This is a genomic window from Moorena sp. SIO3A2, assembly GCF_010672265.1.
Lineage (GTDB): Bacteria > Cyanobacteriota > Cyanobacteriia > Cyanobacteriales > Coleofasciculaceae > Moorena > Moorena producens.
Map to the genome: position 1 here is coordinate 97,330 of NZ_JAAHHC010000021.1, position 22,305 is coordinate 119,634.

The window sequence follows — 22,305 nt, forward strand, 5'->3', positions numbered from 1 at the left end:
CATGCCAAGCCAAAGCAATGCGCGCCTTTGAATCAATTACCTTTAGCAGTTGTTATTCCCTGACGATAGTAGGTCTGTTTAACAGTAATAATAACTAAATTATGCCTGAATTTCTGCATTTATGACCGTGGCTAAAGGGTTGGCCTCATTACTACCCAGGCTTAAACTGTGGTATTGGTAGTCACTTGGCTTGTTACGGTGGTTACGAGGTTTTGCGATCGCATCCAAGGCATTCTATAGGCTATCTGTAGGGTGCGTTATTAACGCACCGTAATAGTTATAGCTGTTCTCATAGCAATGAGGTACACAGGATTTTTTTCCTATTCCCTATTCCCTATTCCCTATTCCCTTTTTTGGAAGATAGACTAGAGCTACTATCAGTACCTAGGTCAGACCCTTGGGGTAGCCGACCCATGGTAGTACTCAGAACAGTAAACAGTTGTTGCAAATTTTCCAAATTTTGCTGAATAGTCTGGCGTCCTTGTTGTACCTGCTGTAGGTGAAATTGCTTCAGTTCAGTGTAAGGTCCATTGCCCATAAACTCTGAACCAACTTCGTTGTTGATTTCACCATCAACAATATTCATGCGAGTACGCATTTGACAATCAGAGGTTGGCTGGTCTAGCTCAGCTGAGGAATGAGGAGCTGGGGTAGATGAGGATACCCAAGTTGTAATTTCTAACTCCACTGCTTCACCTAGGGATAGGGTCAGGGCATCCCTAATGTTACCTGCCTTGATTTGTTGTTTAAAGTCGTCTTTAGTGGTCATGGATTTTTTTGTTGCCCTAGTCCTTCGTTCTTAGTTATTAGTAGTCAGCTCACAGTCTGCTGGTAATTACAAGCGATGCAGCGCGGTCTTGGGGAGGCAGCGCGGTCTTGGGGGTTCCCCCGGAGACGAAACCTTAGACAGGCTCGCCTTTATGGTTGGTAGGTTATGCAAAAAAGGGTTAAAACTTATTGATTAAGGCGAGCCTGTCTTACGGTAACTTCAAACCACTCGCGCTTTGCCGTGGTTTCCCCGGAGACGAAACCTTAGAGAGGGTCGCCTTTAATGTCGGCAGGTTATGCAGAAAAGGGTTAAATATTTTTTAATAAGGCTCCACTCTCTTACGGTAACTTCAAACCACTCGCGCTTTGCATCAAGACAATGACTAATCACCAATTACTATACCTATTGCCAAAAATCAGTAACTTCATATCCTAGTTCCTGTAACATTCGATGGAGTAGGGGTAAGCTAAGACCAATAACATTACTATGACAGCCTTCGATTTTGTCAACAAAGATTCCCCCTCTACCTTCCAAAGCAAAGGCACCAGCACATTTAAGGGGTTCACCAGTAGCAACATAGGCTTCTATAGCGCGATCGCTTACATTGGCAAAATAAACTCGCGTTACACCACAGCGCACTATGGTTTTGTTCCGAGATAAGTCAATTAAAGCATGACCTGTATAGAGTTCCCCAGTCGTCCCTCGCATCTGTTGCCAACGAGCGATTGCTTCAGAGGGGTTAGGGGGTTTCCCATAAATCTTACCTTCGATACTCAATAGGGAATCACAGCCTAATACCAGAGCGTCGCTAAATTGATCAGCAACAGTTTTTGCTTTTTGTTCAGCTAGAATCTGCACTAACGTTGCTGGTTCTGGATGCTGCACTTGAGATTCGTCAAAATTGCTTTGGCAGACCACCGGTTCAATACCAGCAGTTTGCAACAATCGTCTGCGAGCATTAGAAGCTGAAGCTAATACAAAAGTCGGCACATCCATATAGCAATTTTCAGAAACGTTTGAGCGACATTGCTTATTTTTTTAAGGCAATAGGCAAGAGGGTTTTAAGGAAATCAGCGTCAAAAAAGACTGTACCTGATTAGCACGCCTTTGGCGAACAACTAAACAACCAAACAACCAAACAACCTGTAACCTTCAACCAAACAACCTGTAACCTTCAACCAAACAACCTGCTACCTTGGCCTTTAGGCCACCCTACGCGAACAACTGTTTAATAGTTCACTGAAAAGGACTTAACCACTGCCTCCAATAAATTTTTGGTCTTACCCCAGCGTCGTTCGGTGGTGGAAGCATTGAAGGTGTAGAGCTTGCCACGGTTGACCACCACACTGGCGAGGTTGTGCCGTTCTTGGTTGGGAAGTTGGACGTTGTATTCTAAAAGGTAATACGTCTTTTCTGCTACCTCACGAGCTTCAGCATTAACCAACTCGGCTGTGCGACCAGAATCGGGAGGAGCAATGGCATTTTTTTGCAGCTGATACCCCACTTCTGAGGGTGTACCTAAATCAGCAAGGCTCTTGCCTTCCGGCACTGGGCTAATCACCACACTAACATTTTCGGTGGTTTCTATAATATCGTGGAACACTACATCGGGTCCATCAGTCACCTTGATCGGGACCCAACCGTTGGGATACAAAAACTGATAACCGTTAAGGCTGTCTACATAGCTTTGTAGACCACTGGCACCAGTTGTGCAGCCATGTATAGCCAGACTCAACACTAGCAGCAGTAGTGGTGCAATTTTCTTGAGCATCTCTTTGAGCATCTCTATTAAACGTCAACTCAGCTGCTTAATTGTCTCATCTTTAACTAATCGTACTTGCCCCTATGTATTTTCTGTTACCGGTTGGACACTCACCAGATGTGTGATAGATAGTTAAGTCAAGTTAATAGAGCGATTTTAGACAACTGCACACGGTAACAATTCTGGAAATCATCAGGCTTTGTAAGGAATACCATGAAACCAACTTATTTAACTATCTCTAGTCTAGGACTTGCCACAATACTGACTGGATTTACCGCAACTGTCTATGCTCAGCAGGAGCCACTTCCAGTTCCAGTCATTATCCGATCTGAGCCAGATAATCAAAAGCCTACGTCAAAGCAAGAGCCAACTAATACTGAAGCCCAACCTGTGGAGGAGAAACCAGCTACTACTCAAGCCCAACCTGTGGAGGAGAAACCAGCTACTACTCAAGCCCAACCTGTGGAGGAGAAACCAGCTACTACTCAAGCCCAACCTGTGGAGGAGAAACCAGCTACTACTGAAAAACCCTCTGTTGAGAAAGACCCTTTTAATACGGAATTGCCAGTGAGAACTATACCCCGGATGAGTGCTGTTGAATTCTACAACCGGGGCGTGGATCAACTAGATAATGGTAATTATCCAGAGGCAATGGCAAATTTCAAACAGGCTTTGCAGCTGGAACCCTATGACCCTGATATAAACTACAATCTCGGCTACGTCCACCACATTCAGGGGAATTATCAAGAAGCGATTGATAATTACACTGCTGCTATCAAGATTAAAACCGACTATGGTGAAGCCTATAGCAACCGTGGTTATGCCTATTTTGTGCAAAAGAAGTTCATCGAAGCGATCGCTGATTTTTCCAAGGCTATTGCTCTGACACCCGATAATGATACGGTTTATCTCAGTCGAGGTAATGCCTACAGTGAAGTAGAGAACTATTTCCAAGCAATTGCGGATTACGATCGAGCTCTCTCGATTAACCCTAAAAATGCTATGGCTTACTACCAACGCGGTTTAACTCGCAGTAAGCTCAAACAGTATCAAGCTGCTGTAGCTGATTACACAGAAACTCTAAAAATTGAACCCACTTTTGCCGATGCGTTTTATAAACGGGGTCTAGCCAGACTTGACCTCAATAAGGTTGAGGAAGCGATTCAGGATTTCAAAAAAGCGGCTGATTTATTCCAAGAACAAGGCAGAACTGAAAATTATCAAGAAGCGATGGAAGCCATCAAAAAGCTTTAATGGCAACCAGACCCTTGAACTGAAGTGGCTTTTCAACAGCTTTCTTCTGTGCAGTACCTAGCTCACACCAGAGGCTGAGAAAGCCACAAAGATCAAGCCACTTACTAAAATCAGGGCTGTTAGACCCAAGATCAGGTAGTTGCGCTTTTCTGCTGCAGTGGGTGGCTCTGCCTGGTAAACTTTTGGCTCTTTAGCAAAATTGTTTAAACGCCCGCCCTCTTCTACTGTATATGGCATGGATTACAACCTTTTTTTACTTTATTTATATAAATGTAACAAAGAATGTAACAAAAATTGGCATAACTACTCTTCAGTTTTCCTGATTAGCTTGATTTGTTACGTTAAAGTATTAATCCAGTCCTAGACCTTGACAAGTTCTTTGATCTATGAATTTGTAAGCTAGCTAATGGTACCAGTCAAGGGTGAGCTAGCGCTAGCATAGTTTTTAATTGGAATACGACCAGCTAGGTAAGCCAGACGACCAGCTTCGGTGGCCATTCCCATCGCTTTTCCCATCATGATCGGATTACCTGCTAATGCGATCGCACTATTAATCAATAACGCATCTGCCCCTAACTCCATCCCATAGGTGGCTTCACTGGGGCTACCTATGCCAGCATCTACCACCACCGGCACTCCAGCTTCCTCAATGATGATTTCAATATTGGCAGCATTCTTGATGCCCTGTCCCGAACCAATGGGTGAACCCAAAGGCATCACCGTAGCACATCCTATCTCTTCTAGGCGTTTGGCTAATAACGGATCCGCATTAATATAGGGTAAAACCGCAAACCCTTCTTTTACCAGTTGCTCTGCTGCCTGTAGAGTACCAATGGGGTCAGGGAGTAAATACTTAGGATCAGGAATCACTTCCAGTTTCACAAAATTATTGTCTTCTTGACCCAATAGCTTCGCCATTTCCCGACCAAGCCGTGCCACTCGCACCGCTTCTTCCGCCGTTTTACAGCCTGCGGTGTTGGGTAACATCCACAGTTTCCTCCAATCCAGGGATTCCGCTAGCCCTTCGTGTCCTGGTGCTTTAGTTTGTACCCGACGCACAGCCACCGTTACAATTTCACTGCCACTAGCGGCAATACTTTCAGCCATTACCTGTTGAGAGTCATACTTACCTGTGCCAGTCATCAGACGAGACCGAAAGGTTTTTCCCGCAATGGTGAGTAAATCAGCTGGGGATGGTTCCTTCCCATTGTCAGAGTGAGAGTCCCGGACCGTACCAGAATTATAGTGCAGCACTGGTGTTGAGGAGGAGTTACTAGATAATCTTATTAGATTAGGACTGCTTTGACTTGAGGCTGGTTGATGGTAAAGTCGGTCGTATCGAAATTGATCTAACAATGGGTCAGACTTTTGCTTCTCAATCAGGTCAGCCAGCAACAAAGCTGTTACCGGAGCCAGCAAAATACCGTTGCGGTAGTGACCCGTAGCCAGGCTCAGGTTTTGGCAAGGACCAGTGCCAAGAATTGGTAATTCGTCAGGTGTTGCTGGTCGAAATCCCCACCAACACTCATGAATCGAGCAGTGTTGGATTTCCGGATATAGCCGGATAGCTGATTCTAACAAACGGTTAATTCCAGCAGTAGTGTTGTCAGGCTGCCAACCCACATCCTCTACTGTTGCACCAATCAGAATTCGTCCATCTCGACGGGGGACTAGATAAACCTCAGAGCCATGTAACACTCGCTGTAGTGGCAAGGGGTGTTGATAATTTTTAGTGGCTTTTACTGACAGCATCTGACCTTTTTTTGGAGCCACTGGCAAGGGCAACAGTTGATTAGACCAGGCTCCAGTTGCCAGGACATAATGGTCTGCATGGAGTTCCCCTGCGGAGGTTCTAATCCCAGAGACTAAGCGATTGCGCTGCTGAATTGCCTCCACAGCTATCCCTTCACGCAGCTCTACTCCCCATTCTTGGGCAGCCAGTCCCAGGGCTTTACTGAGTGCTTGGGGAACCACCTGAGCATCTTCTGGGTACCACCAACCACCAACCACTTCTGAGCTTAAACCGGATTGATAGCAATGAATTGTATCTTTGTCTAACCAGTCAGCAACTCCGGTTTGGTTGCTGAGCTGGTGTTGCTGATTTCCTGCTGCCCCTTCATAGACCGGTGCTAAAAAGCCACAGGGCCAATAGCCCGTTGCCACACCAGTCATCTGTTCCAGTTTGGTACACCATTGAGGATACAGTGAGTGGGACCACAAGCCTAAATCTAGCATCGGACCAATGGGGAGCGCTTCTGAGAATGGTGCTAACATTCCCGCTGCAGCTAGGGTGGCACCTTCTTGGAAATTGCGGGTGACAACAGTTACTGTTGCCCCACGCTGTTTCAGTTCTACAGCGATCGCTAAACCGATAATGCCACCGCCAATAATCAGAATGTCACTTGCTGCTTTCATAGGTTAAGGAGAGTGGAGACTAGGGATTGGGGAAAGTATCAAGGATGAACTATCAAGGATGAACTATTAAGTATGAAGTATCAAGGATGAACTATTAAGTATGAAGTGGGAAGTGGGAAGTGTAACTCGTAGGTTGTGGATAACGTTTTTAGTCAACCTTAAGTCCGATCAACCCATTTCCTCCTTCAACCTTTATTTTTTATCCTTTTTACTTCAAGCTTTATTCTTCAACCTTTATTTTTCATCCTTTCTGCTTTTGACCCATCCCCTAATCCCCAATCTCTAATCTCTTCCCCAACCTTTTAAACAACTACAGGTAGTGCCCTTTACCATAGGGCTGGTATGGGGTCATTATCTTCGTATACTACTGTACCAGAACTTCCTGTAGTTGCTGAGCTTGCTGTAGTCGCTGGAGCACTAGACTCACTGATGACGGTAGTTCCTTGAGCAACAGTATCCTCCTCTGGCTGTGCAAAGGGATCAGTTGTAGTCGGCTGTGCTTGTGCGATCGGTTGCTCTGGTTGAATACTCGGTGTTTCAGCTTCTGTAGTTGATGGGTCTTCTAACAGTGCTGTATCCGTTGGTTCTGCCTCCTCCTGGTTCCTACCCAGATTAAAGAAGGGAATGTTAAAGCGAGAAGCCTTTTCTTCCTCAGCTTCAGGAATTGGTTCTACTTGATTTGCACTCTGGGGAGCCTCTTCGATTTGGCGACCCTTACAAGCACTAACTGCTCCTAGGAGAGCAACCAGGACTAATAATTTGGTAGTTAACCTCATATATTTGTTCATACTCTGATTCGATATCAAGAATTGTGTTTCCATGACTTAATACCTGTGTGTCGAAGTAGGGAATTTACAGATGTGTCCCTTTTCGGTGAACACACCCGCCCATAATATACCAGTTGAGTTCTCCGGAGGTCACTAGAAAAGAAAATTGTTCATTTTCTTGATGCAAAGGGCGAGTAGGGGTTTCCCCCTTTGGCCGACTGCATCGGTTTGACCCTATCCCCTGCACCCATCTAGCGCACCGGTATGATTTTTACCCAAGGCGCGGAAATCGTCTTGTGAATTACCAGACTCCAAGCTGACGCTACGGTACTGGCTTGTCACTTGACCGGGGATTGCCTAAGTTGAGTTTTGCGACTAAGCTGAGGTTTTACATCCCCGACCTGTTGCAACAGTCCCACGCCCATCAGACCGATAGCATTTCGATTACGTGAACGTGGGATAGGTCAACAGGTTTTTTTTGACTTGGTTATTGTCAATCTAATTTACTGTCAACATAAGCATTCAGCCGTCAGCTGTCAGCCGTCACGTTATTTTATTCAAAAGCACCAATCAGTAGGTTGGCCTTTGGCTGATAGCTGATAGCTGATAGCTGATAGCTGATAGCTGATAGCTGATAGATTAACTTTCAACATTATCATGTTTCTAGTAAATTTTTGATCATTTTGTTGATCAATTTGGATTTTTTCCCGGGATTGACCAGATCAAAATTACTTGGAGGATGTCCAGGTATCCCGAGACCAAAATTGCCTATGATGGCACGAGACTTATGGCATCCCCCAACTCTCAACCATTAGTTAACCATTAGTTAACCATTGCTAAATGTGCCTTAGCTTACATTCTGTTAGCACTGATGGGGAGATCGGGTAACAGAGGATGATTCAAAAGCTAACTGTGTCAGTGCGATCGCTAACTGCTTCTGCTAATACACAGTTAACTGTTTTAGTCAACTGTTCTAGTTAACTGTTTTAGTTAACTTATCTACTTTTATAGGGTTGCTTAGTGACGGGTAACAGTCAACAGTCAACAGTCAACAGTTAACCATAAATCCTCAATTTAACTATGTCTTAACTTATGCCTTAACTTATGCTTTAAGCTAGGCTAGTTAAGTCTGCTATTCACTCATTATCCCTATTCTGACTAAACTACAGGTTAGCACTACTATGCTTTGGTTAATATTCGCTAGTCTAACAGCTCTTTTTGCCTCTGGCAAGGATTTGACGAGTAAGCGAGGGCTCAAAAATGTTGATGCTTACATTATTTCTTGGGCAGTATTATTTTTTTCTTTACCTGTTTTACTGCCCCTCCTTTTTGTGATTGAAATTCCGGAATTAGGCCGAAATTTTGGCTTAGCATTAATGGTCGGAGGGTCTCTGAATGTGGTAGCCATGAGCTTGTATATCCAAGCCTTGAGTCGGTCTGACTTATCCATTACCGTTCCCTTTATGACCTTCACCCCGTTATTTTTATTAGTGACATCCCCAATCATTGTTGGAGAATATCCCACCCCCTTAGATATGGTAGGGATTATCATGATTGTGGTTGGGTCTTATAGCTTGAATTTGAAAGAGAAAAGAAACGGTTACCTCGCCCCTTTTAAAGGGCTACTCAAGCAACGAGGCCCTCAGCTAATGTTAACCGTAGCTTTAATTTTTAGTATTACCTCAAACGTTGATAAGGTGGGGGTACAAAATTCATCTCCAATATTTTGGGCAATTGCGATGCATACCTTTATTGCCACAGGTATGGGAGTGATAATGCTGTATAAATCAAGAAGTAAATTAAACCAAATTCCAAAATATTTACTATCTATAGTTCCTATTGGTTTCTTTCAGGCCGGAGTAATTTTGTGCCAAATGACAGCTCTGGAAATGACCTTTGTTAGCCACGTGATCGCTGTTAAACGCATGAGTGTTTTAATTAGTGTAATCTTAGGATGTCTAATTTTTAAAGAACCGGGAATTCAGGAAAGAGCAGTTGGCGCAGCAATTATGGTATTGGGAGTTTTACTGATTACTCTATCGGGACATTAGGATTGGGTTTTGGGTAGGGAGCAGGGAATAGGCAAAAGATGTAGGGTGGGCAGTGCTTAGCAAACCAATTGTCAGCGTTTAAATTAGTATGATGCACTGCCCACCAGACCAGCAAAAGATGTAGGGTGGGTAGTGCTTATTAAGGCAAAAGTAATAGATGTAGGGTGGGCAGTGCTTAGCAAAGGGATTGTCAGCGTTTAAATTGGTATGATGCACTGCCCACCAGACCAGCAAAAGATGTAGGGTGGGTAGTGCTTATTAAGGCAAAAGTAATAGATGTAGGGTGGGCAGTGCTTAGCAAACCAATTGTCAGCGTTTAAATTGGTATGATGCACTGCCCACCAGACCAGCAAAAGATGTAGGGTGGGTAGTGCTTATTAAGGCAAAAGTAATAGATGTAGGGTGGGCAGTGCTTAGCAAACCAATTGTCAGCGTTTAAATTGGTATGATGCACTGCCCACCAGACCAGCAAAAGATGTAGGGTGGGCAGTGGTTATTAAGGCAAAAGTAATAGATGTAGGGTGGGCAGTGCTTATCAAACCAATTGTCAGCGTTTAAATTGGTATGATGCACTGCCCACCAGACCAGCAAAAGATGTAGGGTGGGTAGTGGTTATTAAGGCAAAAGTAATAGATGTAGGGTGGGCAGTGCTTAGCAAACCAATTGTCAGCGTTTAAATTGGTATGATGCACTGCCCACCAGACCATTAATTTTATTAAAAAGCTAAACAAATAACTCCTATTTTCTAGTTAATTTTATGTCGGTGGGCAGTGCCGATAAAACCGATTACAAGTTGATAGTATCCGTCTGCTCCACTGCCCACCCTACGATTAATCTATTCCCAATTCTAAATTCTAAATTCTAAATTCTAAATTCTAAATTCTAAATTCTAAATTCTAAATTCCCCATTTCCTAATAAAAAAAAATTCCTAAACCCCTTGACAATTAGTAAATAAATTAATATATTAATATTATACACAGTTCAAACATAAAACTCCAAATGACTAACAACATGAATCCCAACTCAGATCACAATCTCAACAATCCTAATTGCCCAGAAAATTCTGGTCACCAATGCCGTAAGTGCAAAAAAGCCAAGCACGTCTTGGTCGGTACTCCTGAACAGGTTCGCAACAGCATTAATGCCGTGTATGCCCTTAAGTATGCACACCCCGACGAATGGAGCACTCTGGAGCCTACCGGAAAGCCTGGTCAGGTGATGACCTTTTTGATTCGATATTTCCACGTAGACTAGGATAGGAATTTGCCAGGGATGAAAATCCCTGGCCAACAGGAATCGTGAAGGTTGTTTTGTGAAGCAGGATGAAGCAGTATGAGTTGGGATGTTGTTGGTTTCCAGCAGTTGCTGACTAATTCAACAACAACGTAATAGTCAATTTGGAGTTATTATGTCAGAAGTACAGCTTAGTTGTACTTCTGACATATTGAAAAATTCAATGCGGTCAAGAATTGGGCTTAACCAAACTTGACCGATTTTTTTTAGGGAATCGGGAATCGGGAGTCAGGAGTCGGTAGCCCAACAGTCACTTACCCCTTGAAGGGTTATATTCAAGCATAAGATTGACGGATTACTTGTATCTTCCCACTAGATACAGTTTCGGGTTTTGGACTGACGCTAATTTCAATAGTTTGACCTAATGCTACCAAAAAAAATAACAGTTTTTCCAAGGAAAACCCTTGCAAGCGACCATTTTTTAAATCCATGACTTGAAGAGGATCAATTTTAAAAATCATAGCCACATCTGAATCAGCCAACTGCCTTTCATCAATAATATCGAAAATGAGTGAAGCTAGTTTAACCTTAGCCAACTTTTCTTCAGCATTAATAAATCCTAAATCAGCAAAAATGTTACCTGAGCTTACAGTATAATCTGGCATTATTTTATCCTTGGTGCTATTAATCTTGTTGTTTGGCAATATCTTGTGCTTGTTTTAGGCGTTCTTTAATTAAATCCATAGTCTGCTTTGGAGTTTTAATACCTGTCTTTGACTTTTTTTTAAAGGCGTGGAGAACATAAATAGTATTCCCAAGTTTTACAGCATATACTGTTCTGTAAGTATCTGTTTTATAATCGCTGACAATTTCAAACACTCCATTTAATTATTTCAAAGGTTTAATATGAGGATTATTTTGGTTTTTTGAAACCCGATAGAGAATGTAACCAACTTCATCGATAACATCTTCAGGAAACCCTAAAAGTTCCTTTTTTGAAGGTCCAACCCAAATAACATTTTTCAGTAATTCATCTCCCATTTTTAAATTTGGCATCTAGATTGTAAAGTTGCTCTTGTTCACTTCCTTGTGGGTAAACCCTCTAGGCACAGAGGATCCTGGGATTAGCTTTATCTCCCTTAAGCAAAAGGAATTGACAGAGCACTTTTTTCCATAGTACCTAACAACATTCATCAGCGACTCCATCAATAAATAATCAAATATAGCGTTTATTGCAGTTGTGAGGTACACATTATTTTTTCCCACTTCCGATTTTCATCTTAGCTGCTCCCTGCTCCCTGCTCCCGTCTTGATGCAAAGCGCGAGTGGGGGAAACCACGGCAGTCGCTCATGGGGGAGACCGCCTTTGGCGGCGCTGCCTCCCCAAGACCGCGCTGCATTGCTGCTCCCTAAAAACCATAAATTTGTACCTCACAAGTTGTAGAATTGCTATAATCTACAATAGAATGTAGTGCCCTCTAAATAGTCTGATATGTCTGAAGGAGTGCAAGACAAATGCGAATCAGCAGGGAGAGACTGCAATATACCCAGATTTATTAAATTAAAGTAGACGGGGTTAAAGGATCTATGCTGAGAAGGTTGATATGGTCAAAGATCGGTTTCATTTTGTTGTTAGAACTGCTTTAGAAAAAGACAACTGGAAGATTACGGCAGACCCTTACGAAATTAGGATCGATGATGTATATTTTGAGATTGATTTAGGAGCGGAGCAACTATTAGCAGCAGAACGAAAAAATCAGAAAATTGCTGTTGAAGTCAAAAGTTTTATCAGCCCATCCAAGGTTTCCGACTTTCATATGGCATTGGGGCAATTCCTCAACTACCGAGATGCACTGGCAAAGATGGAAGCCGATCGCCAGCTTTATTTGGCTGTGCGAGAGCCAATTTATGAGAGTTTTTTCCAGCGACGCTTCATCATGGCAGCAGTTGATCGTTATCAGATTAGATTACTAATTTATGATGTGAAACAGGAGGTAATTGTTCAATGGCTGTAGAGCAATATCGCCAGTATATTCGAAATCTTCTTTCGGAACGTGCTCAACGGGCTTCACGGCAAACAATTGCACCAGAGTACGAGGTTCAGACTGTCTTTGATACAGAGCAGGATCACTACCAACTACTCTATGTTGGTTGGCGTGGGAATAAACGTGATTTTGGCTGTATTTTACATGTTGATATCAAGGGTGGAAAAATTTGGATTCAGCATGACGGCACAGAAGAAGGACTTGCTAACCGATTAGTGGAAATGGGAGTTCCAAAACAGGATATTGTTTTAGCTTTTCATGAACCTGAAGTACGCCAGTATACTGGTTTTGGTATAGGTGACGGGATTGTTAATTAATCTAAAGACTTCTTGCAGAAGTCGGGAACAGGGAATAGGGAACAGGGAACAGGGAAAAGTGGACAAGAATTGACCCAAACACGATCAGGCGTAGATGTAGGGTGGGCAGTGCTGATCAAACCAATGGTCAGCTTTGAAATTGCTCTGATGCACTGCCCACCTGACTAACGATTAATTTTATTAAAAAGCTAAACTCTTTATTGTCCGTGAGCAGTGCTGATAAAATCTATTAAAACCTATTATTATTCGTTTTATAAAATGCCCACCTACGATTAATAGTATTACTAGTTAATTTTAGGTTGGTGGGCAGTGCTGATCAAATCTATTAAACCCTAATATTATCCGTCTGAACCACTGCCCACCCTACGATGAATTTATGATTAATTTATTCTCTTAGATTGTCGCGCGGGCAGGATGCCAGTTTCATGCTTATTGTCGCGCGGGCAGGATGCCCACTCTACTTCTATGGATTTGAAGACTGAGGCAACAGGATCTCTTGTGCTTGTTTTATGAGCGACTGCATCAAGAAAGAATCAAATCTTATTACTACTCCCTACTCCCTACTCCCTACTCCCTACTCCCTCCAAGCGCAAAAAATGCATATTTCCCCCTTCATCCCCTGCGACAATGGTTACATCATCCGGTGCAACGGCACAACAGTTGATCGCACTTTCTCCAGTAAACGTAGCAATAACTTCCCTAGTCTCGAAATCCCACACTTGGAGTGTTTTATCGGAAGATGCAGAAATGACTAGCTTACCATTGGATGTTACTTTGATCCGATTTATGGAGTCGGTATGACCTGTAAAGGTAAATATTTCCTCTCGCTTTTCCAAATCCCAAATTTTGATGGTCTTATCCTTTGATCCAGAAACGACGTACTTACCATCAGGGGTTACGGATAGAGTATTGATTGAATCCCCATGACCTTTAAGGGTGAAACATTCCTTTCTAGTTTCTAGATTCCAAATTTTGATAGTTTTATCCTTGGAGCCAGAAACCAAATACTTACCATCTGGGGTGACAGCTAAACTAGTTATCTCCAGGTTATGACCTTTGAGGACAAAACGTAATTTTTTGGTTTCGAGATGCCACACTTTAATAGTGCTGTTAGTTGAACCAGAAATTACATGGTTACCATCTGGCGTGATTGATAGAGTTGTTGCGGAATCATTAAATATGAAGGTGATTAGAGAATACAATAGTTTATCCAATAAATATAATGTTAATGCAAAGAATGGTAATGCAATTGACAAAATTTCAATCCAATATTCAAATAAAAATTGAATATATAAAAAGAAAGATATAATACTTGATAGGTAAATAATAGATATTAATAAAATTGAATAATTATAGCAATATTGAGAGAGTGATAGTAAATTACAAATTCTCTTTATTGTACTGTAATTCCAGACAGTCAAAAAGTGATAAGATGAGGCAATAAAATTATTTATACAAATTAGCAAATTATTGGGCGCAATCGCTACTCCAATAATTTGCTTACTTACCATAATTTTATTTATTTCAAAGTCTTGTATTTTATCTATTAAATCCGAATATTTGCTATATATTGATAAGTTTAATTTTTGTTTAAAAAGTTGGTCATAAAAATGTTTAGGTATATTATTTATAGGTAGAATAACATGCCTAATATGTGTAAAAATATCTTTGATTATTTTTATTATAAAGAGCATCAAAGACCATGCTAATAAATAATTAACTATTATCATTATTAGATAAACCCTAGAATTCAATACTGTTATTAATAGTTTTGAAGTCCATAAATAAAAGAAAAACATATATTTGGTTAGATTATTTTTTATTATTAAAACTAGATTATTTTGATAGTTTTGAGTACTATCAAAACTATAATTTATGTTTTTTTTGCCTAAACCTAAACTAAAAATTTTTATGAAATTATCTTGTAAACCAAAAATTACTTGCTTACCATCGGTAGTAATGGTTACATCATTTACTGAAGTTTTGTTTTCTATTAATTCAACATGTTTTTCTTGTGATTCTAAATTCCAGACCTTGACTGTTTTATCTTTTGAAGCAGAAATAATCTTCTTACCATCTCGTGTTACTTTAATATCATAGATTGAGTAATCATGACCAATAAAACTCAAAATTTCTTTTCCAGACTCTCTATCCCAAACTTTAATAGTATTATCGAAGGAAGCAGAAATTACCTGTTTACCGTCAGGTGTAACAGCAAGAGCACTAATAGGATTGTTATGACCTTCAAGGATGAAAGCTTTTGTTCGCATTTCTAAATTCCAGATTATAATAATATTTTTGCCCTTATGACCAGAACCAGAAATTAGCCACTTACCGTTCAGAGTAACTGCAATTGCATATACTGCCTCCGATTGTGTAAATAAAACAGGATAACCAGCGTATCTTTTATCTCCATGTATATTCCTGAAAAGCATTTCCCCATTTGTTAAATCCCAAACCTTGATAGTCCCGTTGTCTGACCCAGAAATTACACGATTGCCAGAGGTGATCGCAACAGTTCTCACTATGTCTCTATGACCTTTTAGGGTTAACTCTTCTTGCCCAGTTTCCAAATCCCAGACTTTGATAGAGTTATAGTATGCAATTGATGCTGAAACCACTTTCTTGCCATCAGGAGTAACAGCTAAAGCAACTACAGGGAGACTATGACCATTAAATCTCTGTATTTCTTTACCTGTTGCTAAACTCCACACTCTAACTGTATTATCAGAGGCACCAGAAATGACCCTAGTTCCATCGGGAGTAACAGCTACAGCATTTACTGGAGAAGTATGACCTGTTAATGTTCTAATTTCTGCACCTGTATTCAAATCCCACACTTTAACCGTGTGATCCGATGAACCAGAGATTACCATGGTGCCATCTGGTGTGACAGCAACGGCATTTACTGAGTCACCATGACCACTTAGGGTAGATAGTAAGGGTCCAGTAGGGGGATTTAATGTAGCTGTCAAGGTACGCAAATAAGTGGTATTAGTTTGCTGTATCTGTTGTAATAATCGTTGAATGTCTGGGCTATCACAATCTAGTAAACGCCCTGACAGTTGCCCTGCTAATTGATTTGGGTCTTGAGTTAAGATATGTGTTGATAGTCGCAAGGCTCCCTGAATTAATTTCAGAGATGTTATCGTTTGCTCGCTGTAATCTGGATGAGATACGTCTATATCATCAATCAATTCATAATCTTCAATCAGTGCCTTGACTCCAAATTCAGGATGATTAATCTTGGCTTCGATAAACTCATAATTACTCAACAAACGAGATAATTTGTTAAGGTTCCCACCTTCTAACCACAAACGGGGAATTTCACCCAAGAAATGCTCTATTTCTTCTGGTGACTTTTGCCATAACCAACTGCGAAGATTACTCATAATTCAAGGGGTGTATCTCACTTTTGCTGTTTGATCCGGTGGTGCGTTACGGGGCTGGGGCTGGCTATCGAAACCAAGCACAAAGAGTCGGAAAATTAGGGTGACCGCCCCTAACGCACCCTAACCAACTGCGAAGATTACTCATAACTCCAGCCCTTCTGTCATATTATCGGCAATTTCAGCACTAATATTAGGTAACATCATACCCGCTGCTTGGACAATATCCTGTCGATGCAAAAAATCTCGGAAACTTTCGTGATAAAATCGATAACGTGGTGGTCTATAGCTTTCTTGCTTTTGTAAAAATTGCTGCCATCCATCAAGCACTTCCTGCACCGTGAATTCATCTTGCTTAGAATAGTTAGCAATTATTTTACGAGAAGCTGCACTACGTAAGGCACACATCACATAAACAATTTTGATTTTAGCCCTGGGTAAAGGCTTGGTTGTCATCCCCATCAGCTGCCAATGGTTTTCGTAATAGCCTTGTAACCCTACGGGTAATTCATCCAAGGGTTTATCATTATAAAAACCATCGGCTATGGCTGGCAACACACAGCGCAAATACATAAAGTTATTTTCGCTTTTTGCCGCAATCTCTTCCACAAACTGCTGATTAGAGAGGGCACGTTGCTTTTTAATCCACTGACTCAATCCCGGTTTATAGTCTGGATGATTCAGCAATTGCCCAATATATTCCTTTACATCTCCATTGCTTTGTTGAGCGTTTTCCCTTAAATCCAATTCTTGGGTTGGTGTAGCCGGGGATAACTGCAGCCTTTTCTGATTCTGATTATAGGGTCTTCTGGTCAGGATAAAATAAATACCGTCTGGCAAAATAGTCGGTAAATATAAAAGATTACCAGCTCCTTCTTGGTCAACTTCATCTAAAGCATCGACAACAATCACCAACCGTTCACCGGCAGATATTTTTTCCCTAACCTTAGCCAACAAGGTTGATAAATCAGCATTTTGAGCATCTGGCAACTGGTAACGAGTGATCAATTGTTGACGGATTTTCTTGAGGAATAATTCTGGACGATTCATGCCTTCAGCACGACTATTAAAAAAGCAAATTGCTTCTGGATTGTCTAATACATATTTAGCAGCAATGGCGCTTTTACCCATGCCAGCATCACCAATAACCGTAAAGTAGCCCTGAGCAGTGTTGCTGAAAAATTCTTCAATAGCCTTAAAGACAAACTCACGTCCGCAAAATAAGTGAGTTTTGTCTTGAATAAATTGTTTAAATTCTGGTGGTAACTGGTGTTGAGGCTCCCAGTCTTTTCTGTCAACGATATCAGTTGGTTTAATCTTTAGAACCTTACAAATATTTCTAACTGCCCATCTTTCCACTCCATGGGGACAATCTTTAGTACCAAGCAAGCGCTTAACGGTATCCACAGAGACATTGGCTTGCTGTGCTAGTTTCTCTTGAGTCAGTTTAGCGTCTTTGTAAGCTTGTTTGAGTCTGGCTTTACCTTGCTGACTCGATCGCACTTTGTCAGATTCACGCATTTTGATTTTAGGGAGTCGGGAGTCGGGAGTCGGGAGTCGGGAGTCGGGAGTCGGTAAGCATTCAGCGGTCAGCGGTCAGCGGTCAGCCGTTAGCTTTGTGGCACAGGCTTCGACGTTGTGACTTTACGCTTACCTGTTTTCTTCAAAAGTTCCGTAGCTTGCCCATAGCCCATAAGCTGATAGCTGATAGCTGATAGCTGATAGCTGATAGCTGATAGCTGAATGCTTAATTAGGGCAGATAGGTTTTCTTGATTTACCTATTTGCCCTAATCTATTTTACAGCATTTTTCATAGCTATGAGGTACAGAATATTTTTTCCCTCTTCCCTTTTCTTTCTTCTCTGCTCTTTCCCCCCCTTATTAAGGGGGGTTAGGGGGGATCGCTGCTCCCTGCTCCCTAAAAGCCAGTAGGGCAAAACCTAACATCAACTAAACCCATTTGCCCTTGCTGTAGATAGTTTCCTCTGAATAAGATACGAATATCAGCAGCCAACGATAGAAGATTGAGGAGATCAACAATGGCATTTAGTTTTTCTAAGAAGCGACAAATTAAGGATGACAACCGTGATCTCAAAAGTGATATCAAAGAAGAAATCATCCGGGAATTATTACGACAAGTAAGACATAGTTACAACCTTGCTCTTGGTGTAACTGCGGCATCAGCGTTGATGACTTTATGTGGTGTCGGGCTTTTGTATATTGACAAAGTGTCGGAAGCAAGCTTGACAGCATCGGGCGGAGTTTTGGGGACTATTACTAGTGTCCAATTCGCGAAGGATTCAAAGGAAGAGTTAGAGGAAATGATGGAGAAGTTGTTAGATGAAACCTAAGCATTCAGCCGTCAGCTATCAGCCGTCAGCCGTTGGCCACAAGCCTTTAGCTGTTTCCGTAGCGCATTAGCTGATAGCTGAATGCTTACCTGACATCAGTACAAAAAAACGTAATAGGGGAGGCGATAACAATCAATTTTAGTACTGAAAGCATCAAATCTGATTATTTTTACCTGTTCGCTGTTCCATACTTTGAGTTTGACCCGGTGGGTGGAATGGGCATCTTGCCCGTTTCCGTGGAATGGGCATCTTGCCCGTTTCCTACTAACCCTACTCAATTCACCAACTTAGAACATTCTCGTTGGGTTACTTTATGGCGATAGCGAAACATTTGCTCTAATTGCAGCGTTACTAACCAACCAAACATATCTTCGACTAACGCTCCTCCTGGTAAGGCAAATTCAATGGAATCAGTTAGCCTAGTTTTCTGATCTTCTCGAATAAATTGATGGCGATGAACCCAATAGTCAAAGGGTCCTTCTTGTTGTTGATCACTGAAGAGTCGGTATTGCTCATACTCGGTATGAACAGCAATCCACTCTAAGGGAATTAGACCAAGAAAAATCCGAAATTCCGAAACTGCTCCAATCCCTAAACCCCCCTCACGACGGATCACCTGGATTGGTTGCCAGGGTGGAGTGAGCAGATCGAGAATATCATCTCGCTCATGAAAGGTCCAAACTATCTCAACTGGTGCATTGATCACAGTAGAATAGTTAAAGTGCAGCATTAGATACCCAGTTATATCAAGTCAGGTTGAATACCCATAATTATAGGGAGGGTGGGAAGTGTGGGGAGATGGGGAGATGGGGAGATTTTTATTAAGGGTAATTATCCCAACATGATATTAGACATAAATCTAAAACGCTGGTTTGGAGACTATAGCCTGTCAACCTGTCAACCTGTCAACCTGTCAACCTGTCAACCTGTCAACCTGTCAACTGATCAACCTGTCAACCTTCAACTGATCAACCTGTCAACCTTCAACTTGTCAACCTGTCAAGCTGTGAACGCGATTGACCGTAGGTCACGCTACGCGATCGCAAACTTAGAGCTGGTAACGAGAGTCACTCCAACCATAAATTGGGTCTCTTGGCTGCTCTTTTTGCCGATTTTTTCTGATCTGAGTTGCTCTAATCAGGGTTTGCCTGACAATACTGACCAGATTATACCATGTTATTTCTTTATTTTTGAGTAATTCCCGGATTCCTTGCAGAGCCAGTTTAGCCGCTAGAGATTCGGTTTCTTCTTGTGGTCTGATCGGTGTACAGAGTCTGATCGGGTCTCGTTGCACGGCAGCAAAGGCTTGACGCACAGTAGTAGTAATCTGCTGCCTTAGTTTTTTGTTACCCTTTAACTGCTGCTGACGCCTCCCCTCTTCACAGGAAGCATACAGAGGTGGTAAACGATTGAGGGCATAGGTAGCCACTTCTACATGGTTTATATACTTAGCTAGCTTCGGGGAAAGTCGAGACTTTTGACGCTCTACTTCCTGAGCCACTAAGATTTCCATGACATTTTGATAGGTTATTGCTTGATGTAATCGATGTGCTTCCATGACTTAACCAGTTAGATATTGCAATAAATAAAAAGCCCTTGACGAGTGGCTTGATCAAAGATGGCCATGTGAAAGACATTTTGTTCTGCCTACGCAAGAACCAGCTAGCCAAATACCCTACTTGGGGTCACCGTTTCTTAGTAACCAATTTTTTGAACTCCTGTTGGATTAGCTCTGAGCTTCTACTGCTGTAGTGAAGCACTTATAGATAGCTTTTATGTAAGCATTCAGCCGTCAGCTATCAGCTATCAGCTTTTAGCTATCAGCGTGTCGCGTATCAGCTTATGGGTTAGGTCCGATGCGTCGAAGCCTGTGCCACGCTACTTGAGGTGCTTTTGAATAAAACAGGTAACCATTTGTTTAATCTGAGTGAAATCACAGCGCTTGTGGCCTGTGCCAAAAAGCTGACGGCACCTCAAGCAGCGTAAGCCTTTGGCTGACCGCTGACCGCTGAACGCTGACCGCTGAACGCGCACGCGTGCGCGTAGCGCATATGCTTACGCTTTTATGTATCCTGTCAGGAACTCTCAACAATAGCTTTTTAGTATTTTTTTAGGTTTGAGCTTAACCCCACACCTAGCCAGGTGAGTCTGGTAACCACAATAATAACTGATCTTTTGCTTTCCGCCTATGATATCGATCACAGGCAAAAGCCACGGTTGCGTTCGCCATCCCAATGGTGAACCAGTCGCATTTTGTAGAAGAAATCTAGTACTAATTAGTAAGTACTGAGGGCTTGTTCAGAGTTTTTCCTTATTACTACAAATTACCTAGGATTGCTAAAGCGATAATCATGTGTTATAATTAGAGGGTTTGTTGATTTTTTTTTCGACGCTCGATAATCTTTTCAGATACTTCTAAATCGACCTGGACTTTTCTAATGGCTAGGTCTGCGGGTAATCCTCTAAGATACCAGCGGTATACCTTGGCTAAGGTAGAGTCATCAGCATCAGCCATAGCCGATGCGATCGCATTTTGAACAGAAGCAGGTACCATTTCCTTTAGGGTGGGTAATCGCTTGCTAGTAAACTCATCCCGACCACTTTTTAACTTAAGTAAATTTTTAAATTTAGCATTTTTTGCGTCCGCAATCAACTCAGAGATCTGGTTAGCAAGTTTTGGTACAGGTTGAACCTTGGGCAACTCAGAGAACTGGTCAGCAAGTTTTGGTAAAGAAGGTTGAACCTTGGGCAACCCAGTGGCTTTATTTCTTACAGCGCTAACCCCTTTGCGTTGATCCATAGCCTGATTCGCAGCGGCATCGGCTTCTGAATTCTGTGCTCGGGGAATCCACTCCAATTTAACAGAGTCAAACTGATTCAGAAGTGACTTAGCTTTTGTCCATAAGGGTCGTAAGTGGGGTGTTTTAACTCTCCAGGTACCTTTAAGCTGATTGATAACCAGTTGAGAATCTCCTTTTAGGACTACCTGCCCAGCACCGATTTCCAAGGCTTTCTCCAACCCAAGAATAGCTCCGTTATATTCGGCCTCATTGTTGGTAGCATGAGGGAAAAATTTACTAACGCTAATAGTTTGAGCTCCTGGTTGTTTAATAATAGCAGCAGCACCAGCTATTCCAGGATTCCCACGAGACCCCCCATCAAATAGGATCGTAAGCTTACTGTTAGTCTTCTTAGCTGTTAAGTTGACTGATTGGTTGTTCATCTAATATTCGTTCCTTCGCTTTTGCGTTCACGCAGCGGCTCCTACAGAGGATCGCAAAATACCTCTGAAGAAGGGAAGCATATATATATATATAAGGTAATAGACTCAACTAGCGTATGTGGGGTGTGGGGTGACCGGGTGTGGGGAGATGGGGAGATGGGGAGATGGGGAGATGGGGAGGTGGGGAGATGGGGAGATGGGGAGATGGGGAGATGGGGAGTCGGGAGCGGTGCGACCCGTGGCGAATTTAATTCGCCTACGGAAAGCGCACCGAGGGAGTCGGGAGTAGGAAAACATCCTGTGTAGCTCATAGGTATGAAAAACACTATAGGTGCATATCCTAAAAGCTGTTTGGCTCGGTGGGTGTAACGGGCATCTTGCCCGTTACTGTACCAACACTGGCTACCGATGAAATGAGGGCGAGCCCGTCCCTAAAGCACCACTAGCAACTGCTGCTCTATTCCCGATTGCCGATTGCCGATTGCCGATTGCCGATTGCCGATTGCCGATTGCCGATTCCCGACTCCCGACTCCCGACTCCCGACTCCCGACTCCCGACTCCCTTTTCATAGTTCATCCTTCATAGTTTCTTAAACCTTATGTGACATACTCCCACACGCTCATCGAAGATTACAGTGTGGGCTTCTTACCAACTCCAGCCATCACTATCGGCTTTCGCCGACGCGGGGCGCGTTCGGATACACGGGTTACTTTATTAACGACACGGG

Annotated in this window: 21 protein-coding genes and 1 pseudogene; 9 read left to right on the forward strand and 13 right to left on the reverse strand. The window is 42.3% G+C overall.

What is annotated here, in order from left to right; all coding sequences use genetic code 11:
* Positions 1 to 334 precede the first annotated feature (334 nt).
* The 3 genes from F6K64_RS22460 to psbP form a co-directional block, all read right to left on the reverse strand.
* Positions 335 to 769, reverse strand: coding sequence for a hypothetical protein (locus F6K64_RS22460; protein ID WP_287266341.1), 435 nt, complete (start codon positions 767 to 769; stop codon positions 335 to 337).
* 402 nt (positions 770 to 1,171) lie between these two features.
* Positions 1,172 to 1,765, reverse strand: a complete 594-nt coding sequence (locus tag F6K64_RS22465; protein WP_287253366.1) for a Maf family protein — start codon at positions 1,763 to 1,765, stop codon at positions 1,172 to 1,174.
* A 232-nt stretch (positions 1,766 to 1,997) separates the two neighbouring features.
* Positions 1,998 to 2,540, reverse strand: coding sequence for a photosystem II reaction center PsbP (psbP, locus tag F6K64_RS22470; protein ID WP_044491972.1), 543 nt, complete (start codon positions 2,538 to 2,540; stop codon positions 1,998 to 2,000).
* A gap of 204 nt (positions 2,541 to 2,744) precedes the next feature.
* On the opposite strand from psbP, the gene F6K64_RS22475 reads away from it, so the two are divergent.
* Entirely contained in the window at positions 2,745 to 3,785 is a 1,041-nt protein-coding gene (locus tag F6K64_RS22475) for a tetratricopeptide repeat protein (protein WP_287253363.1), read from the forward strand.
* A 57-nt stretch (positions 3,786 to 3,842) separates the two neighbouring features.
* Here F6K64_RS22475 and psb34 read toward each other — a convergent pair whose 3' ends face one another.
* The 3 genes from psb34 to F6K64_RS22490 form a co-directional block, all read right to left on the reverse strand.
* Complete coding sequence (psb34, locus tag F6K64_RS22480; protein ID WP_008178251.1) at positions 3,843 to 4,022, reverse strand: photosystem II assembly protein Psb34; 180 nt, start codon at positions 4,020 to 4,022, stop codon at positions 3,843 to 3,845.
* 162 nt (positions 4,023 to 4,184) lie between these two features.
* Complete coding sequence (gene thiO / locus F6K64_RS39045) at positions 4,185 to 6,200, reverse strand: glycine oxidase ThiO (RefSeq protein ID WP_287266342.1); 2,016 nt, start codon at positions 6,198 to 6,200, stop codon at positions 4,185 to 4,187.
* Between the two features lie 326 nt (positions 6,201 to 6,526).
* The gene (locus F6K64_RS22490) at positions 6,527 to 7,021 is read right to left on the reverse strand and encodes a RodZ family helix-turn-helix domain-containing protein (protein WP_075873601.1); all 495 of its coding nucleotides are present in this window, start codon (positions 7,019 to 7,021) and stop codon (positions 6,527 to 6,529) included.
* A gap of 1,127 nt (positions 7,022 to 8,148) precedes the next feature.
* On the opposite strand from F6K64_RS22490, the gene F6K64_RS22495 reads away from it, so the two are divergent.
* Positions 8,149 to 9,018 carry an EamA family transporter gene (locus F6K64_RS22495; protein WP_287266344.1) on the forward strand — a complete coding sequence of 290 codons (870 nt, stop codon included), beginning with the start codon at positions 8,149 to 8,151 and terminating at the stop codon, positions 9,016 to 9,018.
* Between the two features lie 1,000 nt (positions 9,019 to 10,018).
* Positions 10,019 to 10,273 carry a hypothetical protein gene (locus tag F6K64_RS22500; RefSeq protein ID WP_287266346.1) on the forward strand — a complete coding sequence of 85 codons (255 nt, stop codon included), beginning with the start codon at positions 10,019 to 10,021 and terminating at the stop codon, positions 10,271 to 10,273.
* 314 nt (positions 10,274 to 10,587) lie between these two features.
* On the opposite strand, the gene F6K64_RS22505 is transcribed toward F6K64_RS22500, so the two are convergent.
* Together F6K64_RS22505 and F6K64_RS39050 are read right to left on the reverse strand one after the other, a co-directional pair.
* Positions 10,588 to 10,917 (reverse strand): helix-turn-helix domain-containing protein, encoded by a 330-nt coding sequence (locus F6K64_RS22505; protein ID WP_008182726.1) that lies wholly within the window; start codon positions 10,915 to 10,917, stop codon positions 10,588 to 10,590.
* A 19-nt stretch (positions 10,918 to 10,936) separates the two neighbouring features.
* Positions 10,937 to 11,293: pseudogene (locus tag F6K64_RS39050) on the reverse strand (type II toxin-antitoxin system RelE/ParE family toxin).
* A gap of 199 nt (positions 11,294 to 11,492) precedes the next feature.
* Here F6K64_RS39050 and F6K64_RS22520 point away from each other — a divergent pair.
* The 3 genes from F6K64_RS22520 (at position 11,493) to F6K64_RS22530 (ending at position 12,614) form a co-directional block, all read left to right on the forward strand.
* Positions 11,493 to 11,696 carry a hypothetical protein gene (locus F6K64_RS22520; RefSeq protein WP_287266348.1) on the forward strand — a complete coding sequence of 68 codons (204 nt, stop codon included), beginning with the start codon at positions 11,493 to 11,495 and terminating at the stop codon, positions 11,694 to 11,696.
* Positions 11,697 to 11,856: 160 nt separating this feature from the next.
* A complete protein-coding gene (locus F6K64_RS22525) occupies positions 11,857 to 12,267 on the forward strand; it encodes an element excision factor XisH family protein (protein WP_287266350.1) in 411 nt (136 codons plus the stop codon).
* A complete protein-coding gene (locus F6K64_RS22530) occupies positions 12,258 to 12,614 on the forward strand; it encodes a XisI protein (protein WP_008182715.1) in 357 nt (118 codons plus the stop codon). The genes F6K64_RS22525 and F6K64_RS22530 overlap by 10 nt, the downstream gene beginning before the upstream one ends.
* A 560-nt stretch (positions 12,615 to 13,174) precedes the next feature.
* Here the strand turns inward: F6K64_RS22530 and F6K64_RS22535 are convergent.
* Together F6K64_RS22535 and F6K64_RS22540 are read right to left on the reverse strand one after the other, a co-directional pair.
* Positions 13,175 to 16,006: a WD40 repeat domain-containing protein gene (locus tag F6K64_RS22535; RefSeq protein WP_287266351.1), complete on the reverse strand. Its 2,832-nt coding sequence runs from the start codon at positions 16,004 to 16,006 to the stop codon at positions 13,175 to 13,177.
* 141 nt (positions 16,007 to 16,147) lie between these two features.
* Entirely contained in the window at positions 16,148 to 17,524 is a 1,377-nt protein-coding gene (locus tag F6K64_RS22540) for an AAA family ATPase (protein WP_287266354.1), read from the reverse strand.
* On the opposite strand from F6K64_RS22540, the gene F6K64_RS22545 reads away from it, so the two are divergent.
* Positions 17,508 to 17,645 (forward strand): hypothetical protein, encoded by a 138-nt coding sequence (locus F6K64_RS22545; RefSeq protein ID WP_154659751.1) that lies wholly within the window; start codon positions 17,508 to 17,510, stop codon positions 17,643 to 17,645. The genes F6K64_RS22540 and F6K64_RS22545 overlap by 17 nt on opposite strands.
* Positions 17,646 to 18,042: 397 nt before the next feature.
* Positions 18,043 to 18,354: a TRADD-N-associated membrane domain-containing protein gene (locus F6K64_RS22550; RefSeq protein WP_008178243.1), complete on the forward strand. Its 312-nt coding sequence runs from the start codon at positions 18,043 to 18,045 to the stop codon at positions 18,352 to 18,354.
* Between the two features lie 274 nt (positions 18,355 to 18,628).
* On the opposite strand, the gene F6K64_RS22555 is transcribed toward F6K64_RS22550, so the two are convergent.
* The 3 genes from F6K64_RS22555 to F6K64_RS22565 form a co-directional block, all read right to left on the reverse strand.
* A complete protein-coding gene (locus F6K64_RS22555) occupies positions 18,629 to 19,084 on the reverse strand; it encodes an SRPBCC family protein (RefSeq protein WP_008178241.1) in 456 nt (151 codons plus the stop codon).
* A 318-nt stretch (positions 19,085 to 19,402) separates the two neighbouring features.
* Entirely contained in the window at positions 19,403 to 19,912 is a 510-nt protein-coding gene (locus F6K64_RS22560; protein ID WP_008178239.1) for a late competence development ComFB family protein, read from the reverse strand.
* An 804-nt stretch (positions 19,913 to 20,716) separates the two neighbouring features.
* A complete protein-coding gene (locus F6K64_RS22565) occupies positions 20,717 to 21,577 on the reverse strand; it encodes a ribonuclease HI family protein (protein WP_008178237.1) in 861 nt (286 codons plus the stop codon).
* Between the two features lie 148 nt (positions 21,578 to 21,725).
* Here F6K64_RS22565 and F6K64_RS22570 point away from each other — a divergent pair, with 148 nt between their 5' ends.
* On the forward strand, positions 21,726 to 21,866 hold the full coding sequence (locus tag F6K64_RS22570) for a hypothetical protein (protein WP_287254556.1): 141 nt from the start codon (positions 21,726 to 21,728) through the stop codon (positions 21,864 to 21,866).
* Positions 21,867 to 22,305: the final 439 nt, after the last annotated feature.